Origin of the sequence: Pseudarthrobacter phenanthrenivorans Sphe3 (assembly GCF_000189535.1) — a bacterium.
Lineage (GTDB): Bacteria > Actinomycetota > Actinomycetes > Actinomycetales > Micrococcaceae > Arthrobacter > Arthrobacter phenanthrenivorans.
Genome location: NC_015145.1, coordinates 2,649,533 through 2,668,181, shown reverse-complemented (window position 1 = coordinate 2,668,181; position 18,649 = coordinate 2,649,533). Strand labels below are relative to the sequence as shown.

12 protein-coding genes and 1 pseudogene are annotated in these 18,649 nt (G+C 65.8%); 9 read left to right on the top strand and 4 right to left on the bottom strand.

What is annotated here, in order from left to right; genetic code table 11:
• Window positions 1–78: 78 nt before the first annotated feature.
• Window positions 79–3,885 (bottom strand): multifunctional oxoglutarate decarboxylase/oxoglutarate dehydrogenase thiamine pyrophosphate-binding subunit/dihydrolipoyllysine-residue succinyltransferase subunit, encoded by a 3,807-nt coding sequence (locus ASPHE3_RS12390; RefSeq protein ID WP_041652151.1) that lies wholly within the window; start codon window positions 3,883–3,885, stop codon window positions 79–81.
• A 562-nt stretch (window positions 3,886–4,447) separates the two neighbouring features.
• Here ASPHE3_RS12390 and ASPHE3_RS12385 point away from each other — a divergent pair.
• The 5 genes and pseudogenes from ASPHE3_RS12385 (at window position 4,448) to ASPHE3_RS12365 (ending at window position 9,689) form a co-directional block, all read left to right on the top strand.
• Window positions 4,448–5,803: a hemolysin family protein gene (locus ASPHE3_RS12385; protein WP_013601548.1), complete on the top strand. Its 1,356-nt coding sequence runs from the start codon at window positions 4,448–4,450 to the stop codon at window positions 5,801–5,803.
• The gene (locus ASPHE3_RS12380; RefSeq protein WP_013601547.1) at window positions 5,800–6,870 is read left to right on the top strand and encodes a hemolysin family protein; all 1,071 of its coding nucleotides are present in this window, start codon (window positions 5,800–5,802) and stop codon (window positions 6,868–6,870) included. The genes ASPHE3_RS12385 and ASPHE3_RS12380 overlap by 4 nt, the downstream gene beginning before the upstream one ends.
• A gap of 135 nt (window positions 6,871–7,005) precedes the next feature.
• Window positions 7,006–7,998: a metal ABC transporter solute-binding protein, Zn/Mn family gene (locus tag ASPHE3_RS12375; RefSeq protein ID WP_013601546.1), complete on the top strand. Its 993-nt coding sequence runs from the start codon at window positions 7,006–7,008 to the stop codon at window positions 7,996–7,998.
• Complete coding sequence (locus tag ASPHE3_RS12370; RefSeq protein ID WP_041652148.1) at window positions 7,995–8,810, top strand: metal ABC transporter ATP-binding protein; 816 nt, start codon at window positions 7,995–7,997, stop codon at window positions 8,808–8,810. Before ASPHE3_RS12375 ends, ASPHE3_RS12370 begins: the two co-directional genes overlap by 4 nt.
• Window positions 8,810–9,689, top strand: a pseudogene (locus tag ASPHE3_RS12365) (metal ABC transporter permease). The gene ASPHE3_RS12370 and the pseudogene ASPHE3_RS12365 overlap by 1 nt, the downstream one beginning before the upstream one ends.
• Here ASPHE3_RS12365 and ASPHE3_RS12360 read toward each other — a convergent pair.
• Complete coding sequence (locus tag ASPHE3_RS12360; protein ID WP_013601543.1) at window positions 9,686–10,150, bottom strand: Fur family transcriptional regulator; 465 nt, start codon at window positions 10,148–10,150, stop codon at window positions 9,686–9,688. The pseudogene ASPHE3_RS12365 and the gene ASPHE3_RS12360 overlap by 4 nt on opposite strands.
• A gap of 94 nt (window positions 10,151–10,244) precedes the next feature.
• Between ASPHE3_RS12360 and ASPHE3_RS12355 the strand changes: the two genes are divergently transcribed.
• Window positions 10,245–10,901, top strand: coding sequence for an MBL fold metallo-hydrolase (locus ASPHE3_RS12355; protein ID WP_013601542.1), 657 nt, complete (start codon window positions 10,245–10,247; stop codon window positions 10,899–10,901).
• On the opposite strand, the gene ASPHE3_RS12350 is transcribed toward ASPHE3_RS12355, so the two are convergent.
• Window positions 10,898–11,998: a PLP-dependent cysteine synthase family protein gene (locus tag ASPHE3_RS12350; RefSeq protein ID WP_013601541.1), complete on the bottom strand. Its 1,101-nt coding sequence runs from the start codon at window positions 11,996–11,998 to the stop codon at window positions 10,898–10,900. The genes ASPHE3_RS12355 and ASPHE3_RS12350 overlap by 4 nt on opposite strands.
• A gap of 77 nt (window positions 11,999–12,075) precedes the next feature.
• Here ASPHE3_RS12350 and ASPHE3_RS12345 point away from each other — a divergent pair, with 77 nt between their 5' ends.
• From ASPHE3_RS12345 to ASPHE3_RS12335, 3 genes are read left to right on the top strand one after another with little or no spacing between them, the layout of a single operon-like run.
• On the top strand, window positions 12,076–12,972 hold the full coding sequence (locus ASPHE3_RS12345; RefSeq protein WP_013601540.1) for a sulfurtransferase: 897 nt from the start codon (window positions 12,076–12,078) through the stop codon (window positions 12,970–12,972).
• On the top strand, window positions 12,969–14,156 hold the full coding sequence (locus ASPHE3_RS12340) for an NAD(P)-dependent alcohol dehydrogenase (RefSeq protein WP_013601539.1): 1,188 nt from the start codon (window positions 12,969–12,971) through the stop codon (window positions 14,154–14,156). Before ASPHE3_RS12345 ends, ASPHE3_RS12340 begins: the two co-directional genes overlap by 4 nt.
• Window positions 14,153–14,581: an HIT family protein gene (locus ASPHE3_RS12335; RefSeq protein WP_013601538.1), complete on the top strand. Its 429-nt coding sequence runs from the start codon at window positions 14,153–14,155 to the stop codon at window positions 14,579–14,581. The genes ASPHE3_RS12340 and ASPHE3_RS12335 overlap by 4 nt, the downstream gene beginning before the upstream one ends.
• Before the next feature lie 52 nt (window positions 14,582–14,633).
• On the opposite strand, the gene hrpA is transcribed toward ASPHE3_RS12335, so the two are convergent.
• Entirely contained in the window at window positions 14,634–18,605 is a 3,972-nt protein-coding gene (hrpA, locus tag ASPHE3_RS12330; protein WP_013601537.1) for an ATP-dependent RNA helicase HrpA, read from the bottom strand.
• Window positions 18,606–18,649 lie beyond the last annotated feature (44 nt).

The following is an 18,649-nucleotide window of genomic DNA, read 5'->3' as shown; positions in this document are numbered from 1 at the left end:
ACTTGCTGTGCATCCCATTAAACAGAACTGCCCGGCCGGAGTCTGGGATTTCGACGTCCGGCCGGGCAGCCATGGTACCTACTTGCGCGCGAACGCCTGCTTCAGGAGGACATCCTGCTCCGCGGCGTGCCGCTTCATGGAACCGGCAGCAGTGGAGGCCGACGCCGGGCGCGAGACCAGGCGGATCCGCCGGTCGAGGGCGTCGGGCAGGTTCAGGCCGATGAACGGCCACGGGCCCTGGTTGGCCGGTTCATCCTGCGCCCAGACCACCTCGGCGTTCGGGAACTTGGCCAGTTCCTTTGCGATCTCCTCGTGAGGCAGCGGGTAGAGCTGCTCGACGCGGATGATGGCAGTGGTCTTGTCGCCCGTCTTCTGCCGGGTGGACAGGAGGTCGTAGTACAGGCGGCCGGAGACCAGCAGTACGCGTTCCACCTGGTTGGCGGCCAGCTGCTCGTGCTCGCCGATGACGGGCCGGAAGCTGCCGGTGGTGAAGTCCTCCACCGAGGATGCCGCAGCCTTGAGGCGCAGCAACTGCTTGGGGGTGAAGATGATCAGCGGCTTGCGCGGACGGCTGTACGCCTGGCGGCGCAGCAGGTGGAAGTGCGAGGCCGCCGTGGTGGGGTTGGCCACGATCATGTTCTCTTCGGCGCACAGCTGAAGGAACCGCTCGATCCTTGCGGACGAGTGGTCCGGGCCCTGGCCCTCGTAGCCGTGGGGGAGCATCAGGACCAGCGAGGAGCGCTGGCCCCACTTCTGCTCTGCGGATGAGATGAACTCGTCGATGATGGTCTGGGCGCCGTTGACGAAGTCGCCGAACTGGGCTTCCCACAGGACCAGCGCGTCCGGCCGCTCAACGGAGTAGCCGTATTCGAAGCCCATGGCCGCGAATTCGGAGAGCAGGGAATCGTAGATCCACAGCTTGGCCTGGTCATCGGAGAGGTTGCCCAGGGGCAGCCATTCCTTGCCGTTGGCGCGGTCGTGGAAGACGGCGTGGCGCTGCACGAAGGTGCCCCGGCGCGAATCCTGGCCGGCAAGGCGGACGGGCACGCCTTCCATGATCAGCGAGCCGAACGCGGCGATTTCGCCGAAGCCCCAGTCGATCCCGCCTTCACGGGACATCTGCTCACGCTTCTCCAGCAGCTGCTTGAGCTTGGCGTGCACGGTGAAGCCTTCGGGGACTTCAATGTGGGCCTTGCCGATCCGGGCGAGGGTGTCTGCAGAGATGGCGGTGGAAGCAGGCGCGTTGATACCCGAATCCGACTGCTGGGCGATGGGACGCTCGATGTCCGAGACGGCCGCAGTATCTGCCGTCACGATCGGGATCGGCGAGGTTTGGGCCGCGTGGGTTTCAGCGAAGACGCGTTCCAGCCGTTCCTGGTAGTCGCGGAGCAGCTGCTCGGCTTCTTCCTCGGTGATATCGCCACGGCCGATGAGTGATTCCGTGTACAGCTTGCGGACGGAGCGCTTGGCTTCGATCAGGTTGTACATCAGCGGCTGGGTCATCGAGGGGTCGTCGCCCTCGTTGTGTCCGCGGCGGCGGTAGCAGACCATGTCGATGACGACGTCCTTGTGGAACCGCTGGCGGAACTCGTAGGCCAGCTGGCCAATACGGACCACCGCTTCGGGGTCGTCGCCGTTCACGTGGAACACCGGCGCCTGGATCATCTTGGCGACGTCGGTGGAGTACGTGGAGGAGCGCGACGACGAGGGGGCGGTGGTGAAGCCGACCTGGTTGTTGACCACGATGTGGATGGTGCCGCCGGTGCGGTATCCGCGCAGCTGGGACAGGTTCAGCGTCTCGGCCACGACGCCCTGGCCCGCGAAGGCCGCGTCGCCGTGGACCATGATGGGGAGGACGGGGAAGGATTCACCCTGGTCCAGCCGGTCCTGCTTGGCGCGGACGATGCCCTCAAGCACGGGGTCAACTGCTTCGAGGTGTGAAGGGTTGGCAGCCAGGTAGACCTTGGTTTCCTTGCCGTTGTCCGAGGTGAACGTTCCCTCGGTGCCCAGGTGGTACTTCACGTCACCGGAGCCCTGGACGGACCGCGGGTCCTGGGTGCCCTCGAATTCACGGAATACCTGAGCGTAGGTCTTGCCGGCGATGTTGGTCAGCACGTTCAGGCGGCCGCGGTGTGCCATGCCGATGGCGACCTCGTCCAGGCCGTCGTCCGCGGCGTCGGACATGATGGCGTCAAGCAGCGGGATCAGGGACTCGCCGCCTTCCAGCGAGAAGCGCTTCTGGCCCACGAACTTGGTCTGCAGGAAGGTCTCGAAGGCCTCGGCTGCGTTCAGCTTGGAAACGATGCGCAGCTGCTCTTCACGGCTGGGCTTGGAATAGGGGTGTTCCAGCTGGTCCTGGAACCACTTGCGCTCGGCAGGCTCCTGGATGTGCATGTACTCGATGCCGGTGGTGCGGCAGTAGGCGTCACGGAGGACGCCGAGGATGTCGCGGAACTTCAGCATCGACTTGCCGCCGAAGCCGCCGGTGGGCCATTCGCGGTCCAGGTCCCACAGCGTCAGGCCGTAGGTCAGGACGTCCAGGTCCGGGTGCTTGCGCTGGACGTATTCCAGGGGGTCCGTGTCCGCCATCAGGTGTCCGCGGACGCGGTAGGAGTGGATCAGCTGCTGGATCCGGGCCACCTTGTTGATCTCGTCGGCCGGGTCCACCTGCTTGTCCGCGCTCCAGCGCACAGGCTCGTAGGGGATGCGCAGGGACTCGAAGATTTCGTCGTAGAAGTTCTGCGCGCCAAGCAGCAACTGGTGGACCAGCTTCAGGAACTCGCCGCTGCCGGCACCCTGGATCACGCGGTGATCGTAGGTGGAGGTCAGGGTCAGGACCTTGCTGATGGCGTTCTGGGCGATGATCTTCTCGCTGGCGCCCTGGAACTCGGCAGGGTAGTCCAGTGCACCAACGCCGATGATGGCTGCCTGGCCCTTGGACAGGCGGGGGACCGAGTGGACGGTGCCGATGCCGCCGGGGTTGGTCAGCGAGACCGTGGTGCCCTGGTGGTCCTCAGCTGTGAGCTTGCCGTTGCGGGCGCGCTTGATGAGGTCCTCGTAGGTGTGCCAGAACTCGGAGAAATTGAGAGTCTCGGCCTTCTTGATGTTCGGGACCATCAGCAGGCGGGTGCCGTCGGGCTTCGGCATGTCGATGGCGATGCCGAAGTTCACGTGCGCAGGCTGCACTGCGACGGGCTTGCCGTCCACTTCGTCGTAGTACACGTTCATCGAGGGGAACTGCGAAAGCGCCCGGATCACGGCGTAACCGATGAGGTGGGTGAAGGAGACCTTGCCGCCGCGGGCACGGGCCAGGTTCGAGTTGATGACCACGCGGTTGTCGATCAGCAGCTTGGCGGGGATGGCGCGGACGCTGGTGGCGGTAGGCACCTGGAGGCTGGTGACCATGTTGGTGGCAATGGCCTTTGCCGGCCCGCGGAGGACGGAGACGACGTCCTCTTCCGGTGCGGTGGGAGCCTTGACGTTCTTGGGCAGCTGGGCCGGGATGGGCTGTGACCCGGTTCCGGCTTCGGTCTTCTTTCCGCCGTCCCGGGCCACGGTGGCCGGAGCCTTCTTGGCCGGCGCGGGAGCGGAAGCCGGCGGGCCGGCCGGTGCCGGAGGTACAGCAGGGGCGGCAGCCGGCGACGCTGCCGGTGCAGCCGGAGCTGACTTCACTGCGGGCATTTCCCTGGTGGGAGGGTTTGCTGCGGCAGGGGCGGAATTTCCATTGGAAGAAGAACTGTTGCCCGACTCGAACGATTCAAACAGCGGCCACCATTTGGCATCCACAGCGTTCTTATCCTGCTGGTACTGCTCGTACAGTTCGTCAACGAGCCACTCGTTTCCGCCAAATTCCTCTGGTAGACGGTGGCTAGGCTGCTCTGGCACTTGAAATACGCCTCTTCCATGAGTTTGATTTCTCTCCGGCTCCACGGTGCTTCAGCACTACGTTCGAACCGATCTCTGCGTCCTCTGAACCCAGACCACTGCAAGTCTAGTGAGCATCTTGTGTTAACTGCCAATAAGGGTGACCCAAATCATGAAGTGACGCTGGAATGCCGGAATGTGGCGGAAATGAGGCTGCCGGGGAGGCCGGGCGGAAGCCGGAAAACAGGGCCACGGTGCCTGCCCGCCGGGCCTGCGCCGGTACGGCAGGCAGGGGCGCCTCCTGTAGACTGAAACTCTTATGGACAGTAAATCTAGGTGCCGGCCTGGGGGCTGTCAGCGGAGCATCAAAAAAAGCGCCGCCCAGTCCACCCGCAGAGCCGGCAAACCCCGAACACGAGCCCATCATCCGCCGGCAGCCCAGCCGGCCGTAGCCCCCAAGGAAAGAGCGTCGGCTTCTGCCGACCATCCTCCGCCGGGAAGATCTTCCAGTTCCAGTCTTTTCCTTGTGCACATTCCCCGGCTCCAGGCCGCGCCGGCAGCCGCCGTCCAGGCGGGATGCTGAATGGAATGGCTCCTCCTCGCAGCAGGACTGCTGCTCATCGCCGGCACGGGTTTCTTCGTTGCCGTCGAATTTTCCCTCATCGCACTCGACCAGCCCACGGTCCAGCGCGCTGTTGACGACGGCGACACCGGCGCCGTCGCCTTGCTCACCTGCCTGAAGTCGCTGTCCACCCAGCTGTCCAGCTGCCAGCTGGGCATCACGTTGACCACGCTCCTCACGGGTTACGTGATGGAGCCCTCGGTGGGGCGCCTCCTGGAAGCCCCTTTGGCCGCCGTCGGACTTCCCGACGTTGCTGTCGCCTCCATTTCCCTGGTCCTGGCGATGGTCCTCGCCACCCTGCTTTCCATGCTGCTGGGCGAACTCGTGCCCAAGAACATGGCCATTGCCCTGTCCTTCCCCGTGGGCAGGGCCCTTGCCCGGCCGCAGTTGCTGTTCACGGCCGTGTTCAGGCCGGCAATCGTGGTGTTGAACGGGTTTTCCAACAAGGTGCTGAACGTGTTCGGGCTGGAAGCCAAGGAGGAAATCTCCGGCGCCCGGACCCCGGCCGAACTGGCGTCCCTGGTGCGCCGCTCGGCGGCGATGGGAACGCTCGACGCCGGTACCGCCAACTTCGTGGCCCGCACCCTGAACTTCTCCACCAGGACGGCGGCGGACGTCATGACCCCGCGGATCCGGGTGGAAACGATCGACGCCGACCAGCCGGTATCCGACGTGCTCGAGGCTGCCCGCCGGACCGGCTACTCACGCTTCCCGGTGATTGGCGACTCCGCGGATGACATCCGCGGACTGGTGCATGTGAAGAAGGCCGTGGCCGTGCCCTCGGACCGCCGGCAGAACCTGGAAGCAGGCGCCATCATGACGGAGGTACTGAGGGTTCCCGAAACCATCCACCTTGATGCGCTGCTGGCCGAGCTCCGCGAGGGCAACCTCCAGCTGGCCGTGGTCCTGGACGAGTACGGCGGGACCGCCGGCATCGCCACCCTTGAGGACCTGGTGGAGGAGATCGTGGGAGAGGTGGCGGATGAGCACGACAAGGTCCGGCCCGGCCTCCTGCAGAGTGCCTCCGGCGACTGGTATTTCCCGGGGCTGCTTCGCCCGGACGAGCTGTCCGAGCAGATTCCCCGCCTGACCGTCCCGGACGAGGCCGCTTACGAAACCGTCGGCGGGTATGTCATGAGCCAGCTCGGCCGGATCGCTGCCGTTGGGGACACTGTCCCGGTCGGCGGCGGAACGCTGAGTGTCACCCGGATGGACGGGCGCCGGATTGACCGGATCTGTTTCCGGCCCGCCGCACCCGAAGCGGACAACGGTGAAACCGGCAGCAGGATCCACCACGACGACAGGACCAAGCGATGAGCGACTGGGCCGGAATATTCTGGCTGGCTGTCCTGCTGCTCGGAAACGCCTTCTTTGTGGCCGCTGAGTTCGCCGTGATGTCTGCACGGCGGAGCCAGATCGAACCGCTGGCGGAGGCGGGGTCCAAACGGGCCCAGACCACCCTCCGGGCCATGGAGAATGTCTCCCTCATGCTCGCCTGCGCCCAGCTCGGCATCACCGTCTGTTCGCTGCTGATCCTGCTGGTGGCCGAACCCGCCATCCACCACCTGCTGGCCGTCCCGCTCGAGATGCTGGGCCTGCCGATGGAGGTGGCCGACGTCGCCGCCTTTGCCGTGGCCCTGATGCTCGTGACGTTCCTCCACGTGACGTTCGGCGAGATGGTGCCGAAAAATATCTCGGTGTCCGTGGCGGACAAGGCCGCGCTCTTGCTGGCGCCGCCGCTGATGTTCGTGGCCCGGCTGGTCCACCCCGTCATCTCGGTCCTTAACTGGTCGGCCAACCACATCCTCAAGCTCCTGCGCATAGAGCCGAAGGACGAGGTCAATTCCTCGTTCACCCTGGAAGAGGTCCAGTCGATCGTGCAGGAGTCCACCCGCCATGGACTGGTGGATGATGACGCAGGCCTCATCACGGGTGCGTTGGAGTTCTCCGAATACACTGCCTCGGACATCATGGTTCCGCTGGAAAAACTGGTGATGCTCAAGTCGGCCACCACCCCGGTGGAGTTCGAGAAGGCGGTGAGCCGGACAGGATTCTCCCGGTTCCCGATGCTTGACGACGAGGACATGCTGTACGGCTACCTCCACGTCAAGGACGTGCTGTCCATTCCCCAGGAGGCCTATGAACGGCCGATCGCCGAAAGCCGGATCCGGTCGCTGGCCAACCTGGCCCTCGGCGACGAGATCGAGAAGGCCATGTCCGTCATGCAGCGCACGGGTTCCCACCTGGCGCGCGTCATTGGCCCGGACGGCAACACGCAGGGCGTTCTGTTCCTGGAGGACGTTATTGAGCAGCTTGTAGGCGAGATCCGGGACGCCACCCAGGCCACCGGGATCCGGCGGCTGGGCCGGCCGAACGGCGGATGATTGCACAGGATGCCCTTTCCATTGCGGAGAGGGCATCCTGTTTTGTGGGGATGGTTCTCTTCTAAATAGGAATCATTCCTATTTAGGTATAAGCTGGGGTGGTTGTTTTCGCCCCCACCTTCGAATGAGGTTTCCGTGCGCCGTCCTGCCGCTGCCCGATCGTCCCTCGCCGCCCTTGCCGGGCTTGGCCTCCTGCTCACTGCCTGCAGCCCACAGCCCGAAGCCTCCTCCCAGGCCGACGACGGAATCAACATCGTGGCATCGACCAACGTTTACGGGGACATCGCAAAGACGATCGGCGGCGACAAGGTCAACGTCACCGCCATCATCAACAAGACCAGCCAGGACCCGCATTCGTACGAGGCCACCGCCCAGGACCGGCTGGCCGTGTCCAAGGCGGACCTCATCCTGGAAAATGGCGGCGGCTACGACGACTTCATCCACACCCTGGCCGAGGACAGCGGCCACGGGGACGGAAAGGTGCTGAACGCCGTCGAACTTTCTGGCCTGGCGCACCCGGAGGAGGAGGCTTCCACCGAAGCCCCTGCCACCGAGCCCGCCACGGAACCTGCCGCCGAGGAGCCGCACGACCACGGTGAACTGAACGAACACGTGTGGTACAGCCTGCCGGCAATGGAGCGTCTTGCCGACGGCATTGCGGCGAAGCTGGGCGAGCTGGAGCCCGCCTCGACCTCGACATTCGACTCGAACGCGTCTACTTTCAAGAGCGGCCTTGAAGAACTGCACGCAAAGCTCGACGCGCTCAAGCCGGCCTCGGCAGGCACCCAGGTGGCCGTGACCGAACCCGTGCCGCTCTACCTGCTTGAGGATGCCGGGCTGGTGAACGCCACCCCCGAGGACTACACTGCTGCGATTGAAGAGGGCTCCGACGTCCCGCCTGCAGTCCTCAAGGCGGCGACGGACCTTGTGGCATCGAAGTCGGTCCGCCTGCTCGCCTATAACAGCCAGACCGAAGGTCCTCAGACGGAGTCGCTGAAAAAGGCCGCGGAGACCGCCGGGGTCCCGGTGGTCGATTTCAATGAAACACTGCCCGAAGGCAAGACGTACCTGCAGTGGATGACGGACAATGTGGACAACATCAGCAAAATTCTGGAGACAAATAGTTGAAACCCGTGGTCAGCCTCACCGGAGCGTCCCTGAAGTTCGGCAAACGGGCGCTCTGGGAGGACCTGGACCTGGAGATAAGGCCCGGTGAATTTTTTGCCGTGCTCGGTCCCAACGGCAGCGGCAAGACCAGCTTCCTGAAGGTCCTGCTGGGGCTCCAGGAGCTCCACAGCGGCAACGCCAGGCTTGGCGGCCGTCCCGTTGAACGCGGCAGCAGCCTGATCGGCTACATCCCGCAGCAAAAATCGTTCGCCCCGGATACCCCCATGCGTGCCAGGGACCTGGTGGGCCTGGGGGTTGACGGCCACCGCTGGGGACTGCGGCTGTCCGCCGTCAAGGCAAACCGCAGAATTGACCAGCTCCTTGACCTGGTGGGCGCTACTGAGTACGCGAAAGTGCCGGTGGGCCAGCTCTCCGGCGGTGAACAGCAGCGGCTCCGTGTTGCCCAGGCTTTGGCCACCGATCCCCAGGTCCTCCTCTGCGACGAGCCGCTGCTGTCCCTTGACCTGCACCACCAGCAGGCCGTCAGCGCGCTGATCAACAAGCAGTGCCACGAGCAGAACAGCGCCGTGGTTTTCGTGACCCACGAAATCAACCCCATCATCGACTACGTGGACCGGGTGCTGTACCTGGCCGGAGGACGCTTCAAAGTGGGGACCCCTGAGGAAGTCATGACCACAGAGGTGCTCTCCGATCTCTACGGCAGCCACGTTGAAGTGATCCACGCCAACGGCCGCATCGTGGTGGTGGGGCTGCCCGACGCCACCACCCACCACCACGCCGAGGCACACGCCCTGGCGGGAGAGGCCGCCTGATGGACGCGGACAGCATCCTTGGCGCCATCTTCAGCTTCGAGAACTACGGGGAGCTGCTGGTCCTGGTCCAAAACTCGATTTGGGCCGGCGCCGTCCTGGGGCCTGCTGGGCGGACTGGTGGGAACCTTCGTGATGAAGCGGGACCTGGCCTTTGCCGTCCACGGGATATCCGAGCTCTCTTTTGCCGGCGCCGCGTTTGCGTTGCTGATCGGTGCTGACATTGTTTTCGGATCCCTCGTGGGGTCCGTCGCCGCCGCCCTGCTTCTGGGGCTGATGGGGGTCCGGGCCCGGGACAAGAATTCGATCATCGGCGTGATCATGCCTTTCGGGCTGGGACTCGGGATCCTGTTCCTGTCCCTCTATGAAGGCCGGGCCGCCAACAAGTTCGGCCTGCTGACGGGACAGATCGTCTCGGTGGACACCGTCCAGCTCCAGGCGCTGGCCGGTACCGCCGTGGTGGTCATGGTGGCACTCGCCGCCATCTGGCGTCCGCTCAACTTCGCCAGCGTGGATCCGGAACTTGCCGAGGCCCGGGGCGTACCCGTCCGGACGCTTGCCATAGTCTTCATGGTGCTCCTGGGAATCAGCGTGGCCCTGTCCATCCAGGTGGTGGGTGCCCTGCTGGTCCTGGCCCTGCTCATTACGCCGGCCGCCGCAGCCCTGCGGGTAACGTCCTCCCCGGTGGCGGTGGTGGTCCTGAGCGTGGCTTTCGCGATGACGGCCACGGTGGGCGGGATCCTGCTGGCGCTTGGCGGCCGGATCCCCATAAGCCCCTACGTCACCACGTTGTCGTTCCTGATCTACGTGGTGTGCCGGGTCATCGGGTCGGTCAGGTCCGCCAAGGGCATCAACGGCAGGATCGCAGCCAAGGCGGCCTAGGGGGTGCCCGCGGCCTTCCGGGCCGTGCAGTCAGGGCAAAGGCCGAAAATTTCCACTGTGTGGGCCACCTCTGTATAGCCGTGGTCGGCGGCAGTGCGTGCCGCCCATGTCTCCACCGCGGGAGCTTCGACTTCCACGGCCTTTCCGCAGTTCCGGCACAGCAGGTGGTGGTGGTGCCCGGTAACGGCGCAGCGCCGGTACACGGCCTCGCCGTCACCGTTGCGCAGCACGTCCACCAGCCCCTCGTCAGCCAGTGACTGGAGGATCCGGTAGGCGGTGGCCAGCGAGACCGGGGCGCCCTGGTTCTGCAGGATCCGGTACAGCTCCTGTGTGCTGACGAAATCGTCCAGTTCGTCCAGGGCGGCGCTGACGGCCCTGCGCTGCTTCGTGACGCGCTGTTCCTTGCCGCCGCCCGTGGCACGGGGTGGCGTGGTGGACTCAGCCTTGGCGCCGACGGGCATGGGTGGACTCGCTTCCTCAGGATGGTGGCAAACATCCAGATTACCAGCCGGAGCCTCGTGGACACCGTCCGGAGGACCACCCTAGGCTGGCGCTATGAAGCTGACCAAATACACCCACGCCTGCATCCGGCTCGAGAAAGACGGCCGGGTCCTGGTCCTTGACCCGGGCAACTTCTCCGAGTCAGCCGAGGCCCTGGGCGGCGCGGAAGCGGTCCTGGTGACCCACGAACACCCTGACCACCTTGACCTTCCCGTCGTGGTGGAAGCGCTGCAGGCGGACGGTCAACTGGAAATCCATGCTCCGGCGGGGGTGGCGGCGCAGCTAAAGGAGAAGGCAGGCGGCGCCGCTTCCCGGATCCACACCGTGGACCCCGGCTCGAGTTTTGAGGCTGCGGGCTTCAGCGTCCGCAGCTTTGGCGGCCAGCATGCCCTGATCCATCCGCAGATCCCGGTAGTGGCCAACATCGGATACCTCATTGACGAAAACGTGTACCATCCCGGGGACTCCTTTGTGGTTCCGGACGGCATCAGCGTCAAGACCCTGCTGGTGCCCCTCCACGCGCCGTGGAGCAAGTCCGCGGAAGTAGTCGACTTCGTCATCGGCGTCCGTGCACCAAGGGCATTCCAGATCCATGACGGTCTGCTCAATGAGAACGGCCTGAAGATCGTGGAGGGCCACGTCCAGCGGATCGGGGCAAAGTACGGCACCCAGTACACCCACCTGGCCGCGCGGGAATCGGTAGAGCTCTAGCCCGGTTCCCCGCTCCACACGCCGGTGTCCAGGAACTGGCGGATAACGTCTTCGTACGGAGCCGGGTCCAGTCCCTGGGCAGCCAGCCACCCGCCGTTGTAGTAGCTGCCCGCATAACGCTCACCGCCGTCGCACATCAATGAGACGATGCTGCCCCGGCGCCCGGCGGCAACCATCTCCGCCACCAGCTGCCACACACCCCACAGGTTGGTGCCCGTGGAAGGACCGGCGTGCAGCCCGGCCAAGCTGTGCAGGTGCCGCATCGCGGCCACGGACGCGGCATCCGGGACCTGGAGCATGCGGTCGATGACCGAGGGTACGAAGCTCGGTTCCATGCGGGGCCGGCCGATGCCCTCGATCCGGGACGGCTCGCCGGCGGCTGTGCCGGTGCCGCGCCAGCCCGGGTAGAACGCCGAATTCTCCGGATCAACCACCAGCAGCCGCGTGGGGTAGCTGTGGTAGCGGAGGTAACGGCCGATCGTGGCGCTGGTGCCTCCCGTACCCGCGCCCACCACGATCCAGTCCGGCACGGGGTGCTCTTCCAGCTCGAGCTGCCCGAAGATGGACTCGGCAATATTGTTGTTGCCGCGCCAGTCGGTGGCCCGCTCGGCGTAGGTGAACTGGTCCATGTAGTGGCCGTTGCAGGTCCCGGCGACCTCCTGTGCCACGGTGTACACGTCGGACGCGTGTTCCACCAGCAGGCAGGACCCGCCGAACTGTTCAATCAGCGCGATCTTTTCCGGGCTGGTGGTGCGGGCCATCACAGCAATGAAGGGCAGCCCCAGGAGCTGGGCGAAGTACGCTTCGGACACTGCCGTGCTGCCGCTTGAGGCCTCCACGATGGTGGTGTCCTCCCTGATCCAGCCGTTCACCAGCCCAAACAGGAAGAGCGAGCGGGCCAGCCGGTGCTTCAGGCTGCCGGAACGGTGCGTGGACTCGTCCTTGAGGTAGAGGTGGACGCCCCACTGCTCGGGGAGGGGAACCGCATAGAGGTGGGTGTCGGCGGAGCGGTTGTTTTCTGCCCTGATCCTGCGGATGGCCTGGTCCGCCCAGTCCCGGTCCGCGTCATACCGGCTGGTGCTGCGCTCGATCTTCACCGCTCCAGCCTACCTGCGGCCCGAGGGGCTGCCGTTAGAGTGGAAACGTTGGCCGCACCCACTGTTGAAGGAGCCCGATGTACCCCCTTATGGACGTGCCGGAACTGCATGCCCGCCTGGTGGAGAACCGGCGCACGGTCCTGCTTGACGTCCGGTGGGCGCTGGGTGATCCGGACGGGTACCGCCACTATCTTCAGGGACACCTGCCGGGAGCCGTTTTCGTAGACCTTGCCACTGAGCTTGCAGCACCGGCAAGCCCGGCCCGCGGGCGGCACCCGCTGCCTTCCGCCGCAGACTTCCAGGCCAGTGCCAGGCGCTGGGGCATCAACGACGGCGACCTTGTGGTCGCCTACGATGACAGCAGCAACATGGCGGCGGCGCGGGTGTGGTGGATGCTCCGCAACGCGGGCCTTTCGGACGTTTACCTGCTCGACGGCGGCCTGGCCGCCTGGCGTGCCGCGGGCTTTGACGTTGAGGCGGGATCCGTTGTCCCGGGCGCAGGCAGCGTTACTCTTGCGGACGGAAAGATGCCGGTGCTCGATGCGGCCGCTGCCGCCGGCTGGGCGGGGAGCGGCGTCCTGCTGGATGCCCGGGCGGGGGAGAGGTACCGCGGCGAGGTTGAACCAATAGATCCGCGTGCCGGGCACATCCCCGGGGCAGTCAGCGCGCCGACGGCCGGCAACCTGGACAGCAGCGGGCAGTTCCTGCCGCCGGACGAGCTGCGCCGGCGCTTCGAAGCGCTGGGGATCAGTGACGGGGTGCCGGTTGCCGTGTACTGCGGTTCCGGCGTGACCGCAGCCCATGAGGTGGCAGCCCTGGAGCTCGCAGGTTTCCGGGCCGCCCTCTATCCGGGGTCTTTCTCGGAGTGGTCCAACAATCCCGGCCTTCCGGTGGCAACGGGCCCTGGGCCAGGCGGCAGCGGCGGGCTTCCGGCTGGAAACCCAGACACGGGCAAGGGTAGCGTCGCACTATGACTCCTGGACGCCCCGTACCGCCGCCCCTTGCAACACCTGCCCGCCCGGAGTCCCCCAACGGGGAGCCGGACGGCCTTCCCGCCCCTGCAACAGGAGGTTCCGACGCCGGTCGCCCCGCCGCCGCCTACGGCGCAACGTCCCCGGAGAGCGGCCTTGTGCCGCTGACCGTTGCGAGGCGCAGTCCCAAAGCTGACGACGTCGAAATCGCCATTGAATTCTGCGGGCTGTGCCACTCCGACGTCCACGCAACCCGTGGAGAGTGGAACGCGCCGACCTACCCGCTGGTGCCCGGCCACGAGATCGTCGGCACGGTCAGCCGGGTGGGACGGGCGGTCACCGACTTTGCCCCGGGCGACCGGGTGGGGGTGGGCTGCATCGTGGATTCCTGCCGCGAATGCGAAAGCTGCCTGGCCGGACTGGAGCAGTACTGCGAACGTGGGATGACCGGCACCTACGGCGCCGTTGACCGGCGCAACGGCGACTCGATCACGCAGGGCGGCTACTCCTCCTCAATAGTGGTTGACCGGCGCTACGTTCTGCGCATACCGGACTCCCTGGACCCGGCCGCCACGGCCCCGCTGCTCTGCGCCGGCATCACCACGTTCTCACCCTTGCGGTACTTCGACGTCGAAGAGGGCGACGTTGTGGGCGTGGTGGGACTGGGCGGACTCGGCCATATGGCGGTCAAGATCGCGAAAGCCATGGGAGCGAAGGTCGTGGTCTTCACCACCTCCGCATCCAAGGTGGCGGCAGCCCTCGAGCTCGGCGCGGACGAGGTAGTCCTGTCCCGGGACGAAACGGCGATGAAGGCGGCGGACCGCACCATCGACCTGATCATCGACACTGTTGCAGCGCCGCACGACCTGAATCCGTTGTTCCGCACCCTGCGCGTTGACGGGGCGCTCTTCCAGCTGGGCCTGCCGTCCGGACCAATGCCGCCGGTCGACCCGCGGGCTCTGGTCCGGCGGCGGATCGCCTACGCAGGGTCGCTGATTGGCGGCATCGCCGAAACCCAGGAAATGCTTGACTTCTGCGCCTCGCACGGCGTGGTGGCAGACATTGAGCTGGTCACGGCTGACCAGCTCAATGATGCCTACGACCGGATGGTTGCAGGAGATGTGAAATACCGGTTCGTGCTGGATACCAGCACCCTGCAGGTACCCACCAAGGAGGCATACCCATGAGCACGCTCTTCACCAGGATCCTGAACGGCGAGATACCGGGCCGCTTCGTATGGCGCGAACCGGATGTCTCAGCGTTCCTCACCACCGGCCCGCTGGCCGATGGCCACACCCTGGTGGTTCCCACCGAGGAAGTGGACCGCTGGACCGATGCTTCGCCGGAAACGCTGGCCAAAGTCATGGAGGTGGCCCGGCGCATCGGCGCAGTCCAGGTGGATATCTATGACGCACCCCGCGCCGGCCTGATCGTGGCGGGGTACGAGATCAACCACCTCCACGTGCACGTCTGGCCCTCCAGGAGCATGGCGGATTTCAACTTCGCCGCCGCTGACCACAACCCGGACCCGGACGTCCTGGAAGCGAACGCCCGGAAACTCCGCGAGGGGTTGCGGGCCGCAGGGTACGGGGAGTTCGTTCCGGCCGGGTAGCGGCGGAAAGGCTGTCCCGGAGCAGGCCGGGACGGCCTTCCATCTCCTTGGGTCAGGCCGGCGCCAGTGCCTTGTTGAGGACTGCGCGGATCCGCTTTTCGGACACCGGGTAGGCTGTCCCGAGTTCGACGGCGAAGAGGCTCACCCGGAGCTCCTCCAGCATCCAGCGCACCTGGGTTAATTCGGGGCCCGCCTTCCGGCCGGGCAGCAAGGCAGACACTGCGTCGTCGTAGTCGTCCTCGAGGCCCTGGATCACGGCCATGTTGAGGGCGTCACGCTGGACGTTGCCCGGAAGGCGTTCCAGCCGTTTCTCGATGCCCGCAAGGTACCGGGGGAACTGGCTGAGCTGGGCGTAGCCCGTCCGTGCCACAAAACCCGGATAGACCAGCTGCTCCAGCTGGCTTTTGATGTCGTTGAGGGCACTGATGAGCGCCAGGCTCGTGGTCCCCTTCAGCTGCTTCTCGATCCGCCGGGTGCTTGCCAGGATGCGTTCGACGACGGCCGTCACCGCGAACACCGTATCGATCAGTTCGGCACGGACAACCTCGTACAGCGCATCGAAGGACTTCCGGTCCCACGGCAACTCCGCGGGCGTGAGCTTATCGATGGCCGCCAGGACGCAGTCCGCGATCAGGGCTGAAACCGAGCCGTGCGGGTTCTGGCTGAACGTCAGCTTCTCCGTGTTGCTCAGGTGCTCCAGTACATAGCGGTCCGGTGCGGGGACGCGCAGGGCCAGCAGGCGGATCACACCACCCCGCATTGCCTCCGACTGTTCGGCCGGCGTTTGGAAGACCCTGAGCGACACCGACTTCCCCTGGTCCACCAGGGCCGGGTAGCCGGTGACAGTGTGCCCCTTGACCACGCTGCTGACCTGACGCTCGAGGGTCCCGAAGCTCCACTCGGTGAGGCCGTCCTGCTCCCGGAAGCCGGGGGAAGCTGCGGTGCTCCGGGCGGCGGCCTGACGGCCTGCGGAGGATCTGGCGTCGTCAGTTCTGGTGCCCGCCCTTGGCGCGTTCCTGCCGTTGCCGCCGGGGCCGGTGGTTGCCGGAGTGGCTCCCAGGGATTCCGCGATGGCGCGCCGTGTGGCCGGCGCCAGCTCCTCCTGCAGGGCCGCAAGATCCTTGCCCTCACCCAGGACCTTGCCCCTGCTGTCCACCACCTTGAAGCTCACGCGCAGGTGCGGAGGAACCGCATCCCAGTTCCAGGATCCGGGCGGGACGATCTGCCCACGGAGCCGGCGCAGGGCAAGTTCAAGGGACGGTTCCAGGTCGTCGACAGCCGGGTCAAAATCGGACTCCAGCATCGCAACCGCCTGCCGGGCCACGTCCGGGGCGGGGACGAAATTCTTCCGGACCTGCTTGGGCAGGGACTTGATCAGGGCCGTCACCAGCTCCACGCGCTGGCCGGGGATCAGCCAGCGGAACGGCTTGTCCTCCAGCTGGTTGAGGAAAAGGACCGGCACCTCCGCCGTGACGCCGTCGGACGGGTCCGGCGGCGAGCCGGGAGCCACCGGATGGAACTCGTAGCTGAGCGGCAGCTCGAACCCTTTATGCAGCCAGGTCTTGGGATAGGCGGCTTCGTCGAGGTCCTCGGCATCGTCGTTGAGGAGAAGGGACTTGTCATAGTCCAGCAGGTCGGGGTTCTTCTGCCGCGCCTCCTTCCACCACTTGTCGAAGTGCCGTTCGGACACAACATCCGGCCCGATCCTGGCGTCATAGAACTCGAACAGTGTTTCGTCGTCCACCATCAGGTCCCGGCGGCGCATCCTGGCCTCCAGTTCCTCCACCTCGCTCAGGAGGGCGCGGTTGCGGTGGAAAAACTTGTGGTGGGTCTTCCAGTCTCCCTCCACCAGGGCATGCCTGATGAAGAGCTCCCTGGCGACGACGGGGTCCACGGGGCCGTAGTTGATCCTGCGCTGGGCGATGATCGGCACGCCGTAGAGGGTGACCTTCTCGTACGCCATCACGGAGCCCTGCCGGGTGGACCAGTGCGGTTCACTGTAGCTGCGCTTCACCAGGTCCGGGGCCACCTGCTCGGCCCAGAGGGGATCGAACCTGGCGGCCACCCGCGCCCAGAGCCGGCTGGTCTCCACCAGTTCAGCGGCCATGACGAACGTGGGCGACTTCTTGAAGAGCGCCGACCCGGGGAAGATGGCGAACCGGCTGCCGCGGGCGCCGGCATACTCCCGCTTGCGCTCGTCCAGGATGCCGATGTGGCTCAGGAGTCCGGACAGCAGGCTGATGTGGATGCCGTCGTGATTGCCCACGGGGTCCGCAAGCCGCTTGTTGTCCAGGCTGATGCCCAGGGGCCGGGCCAACTGCCGCAGCTGGGCAAACAGATCCTGCCACTCGCGCACGCGCAGGTAGTTGATGAACTCGGCCCGGCACAGCCGGCGGAAGGCGGACGAGGACAGCTCCTGCTGCTTCTCCTGCAGGTAGTTCCACAGGTTGAGGAAGCCGGTGAAGTCCGAGTTCTCGTCCTTGAAGCGGTTGTGCTTTTCCGCCGCCAGCTGCTGTTTGTCTGTGGGGCGCTCGCGGGGGTCCTGGATGGTCAGCGCCGCCGCGAGGATCATGACCTCGCGGACACAACCACGTTTGCCCGCCTCCACGATCATCCGGCCCAGCCGGGGATCCACGGGAAGCTGGGCGAGTTTTTGTCCGACGGCGGTAAGCCCGCCGCCGCTCTTCGCGCCGGCTTTCCCGTCCTGCTGCCTGGCTGCTGCCAGGGCGCCGAGTTCGCGGAGCAGCGTCACGCCGTCGTTAATGGCCCTTGTTTCCGGCGGCTCAACGAAGGGGAAGTCCTCAACGTCCTTGGGCCCGCGTGCCACGCCCATCGCCGTCATCTGGAGGATGACGGCCGCGAGGTTTGTGCGCAGGATCTCCGGATCCGTGAACCTCGGCCGGGACTCGAAGTCTTCCTCCGAGTAAAGGCGGATGGCAATGCCGTCAGAGACGCGGCCGCACCGGCCCGAGCGCTGGTTCGCGGAGGCCTGCGAGACCCGCTCGATAGGCAGCCGCTGGACCTTCGTCCGGTGGGAGTACCGCGAGATGCGTGCGGTGCCGGTGTCAACCACGTACTTGATGCCGGGAACTGTCAGCGACGTTTCAGCCACGTTGGTGGCCAGGACAATCCGGCGCTTGTTGCCCGGATGGAAGACCTTGTGCTGCTCCTGCAGGCTCAAGCGGGCGAAGAGCGGGAGGACCTCGGTCCCGGCCAGCCTTTTGTTGGACTGGATCCGCGCCTGCAGGGCCTCGGCCGCGTCACGGATCTCACGCTCTCCGGAGAAGAACACCAGGATGTCACCTGGTGCCTCTGTGGCCAGTTCGTCGACGGCGTCGCACACGGCATCGAGGGGGTCGCGGTCCTCTTCGAGTTCATCGTCTGAGGCGTTCTCCTCGTCGGTTCCTGCCGGCGGCTGCGAGAGCGGACGGTAGCGGATCTCCACGGGATAGGTGCGCCCGGAAACCTCGACGATGGGCGCGGGGTTTTCCGGCGTGCCGAAGTGGTTGGCAAACCGTTCGGGGTCGATCGTGGCCGAGGTGATGATCACCTTCAGGTCCGGCCTTTGGGGCAGGATCCGCTTGAGGTAACCCAGGATGAAGTCGATGTTGAGGCTGCGTTCGTGGGCCTCATCGATGATGATGGCGTTGTACTTGCGCAGCAGCTTGTCCCGCTGGATTTCAGCCAGCAGGATGCCGTCGGTCATCAGCTTGATTTTCGTGGCGCGGCTGACTTCGCCGGTGAAGCGGACCTGGAAGCCGACCTCCTGGCCAATCTCCACGTCCAGCTCTTCGGCGATGCGCTCTGCCACGGTTCTCGCGGCCAGCCTCCGCGGCTGCGTGTGGCCGATGAGGCCGTTCTCGCCGAGCCCGAGTTCCAGGCACATCTTGGGAATCTGGGTGGTCTTACCCGAGCCGGTCTCACCGGCGATGATGGTCACCTGGTTTGCCGCGATGGCTGCCATCAGGTCGTCGCGGCGCTCGGAGACCGGCAGCTCGGCGGGATAGGAAATATGAAGTGTCATGTCTGCTGACAGTCTACTGCGGGAGCCCGGGCTTCCCGCGCTGG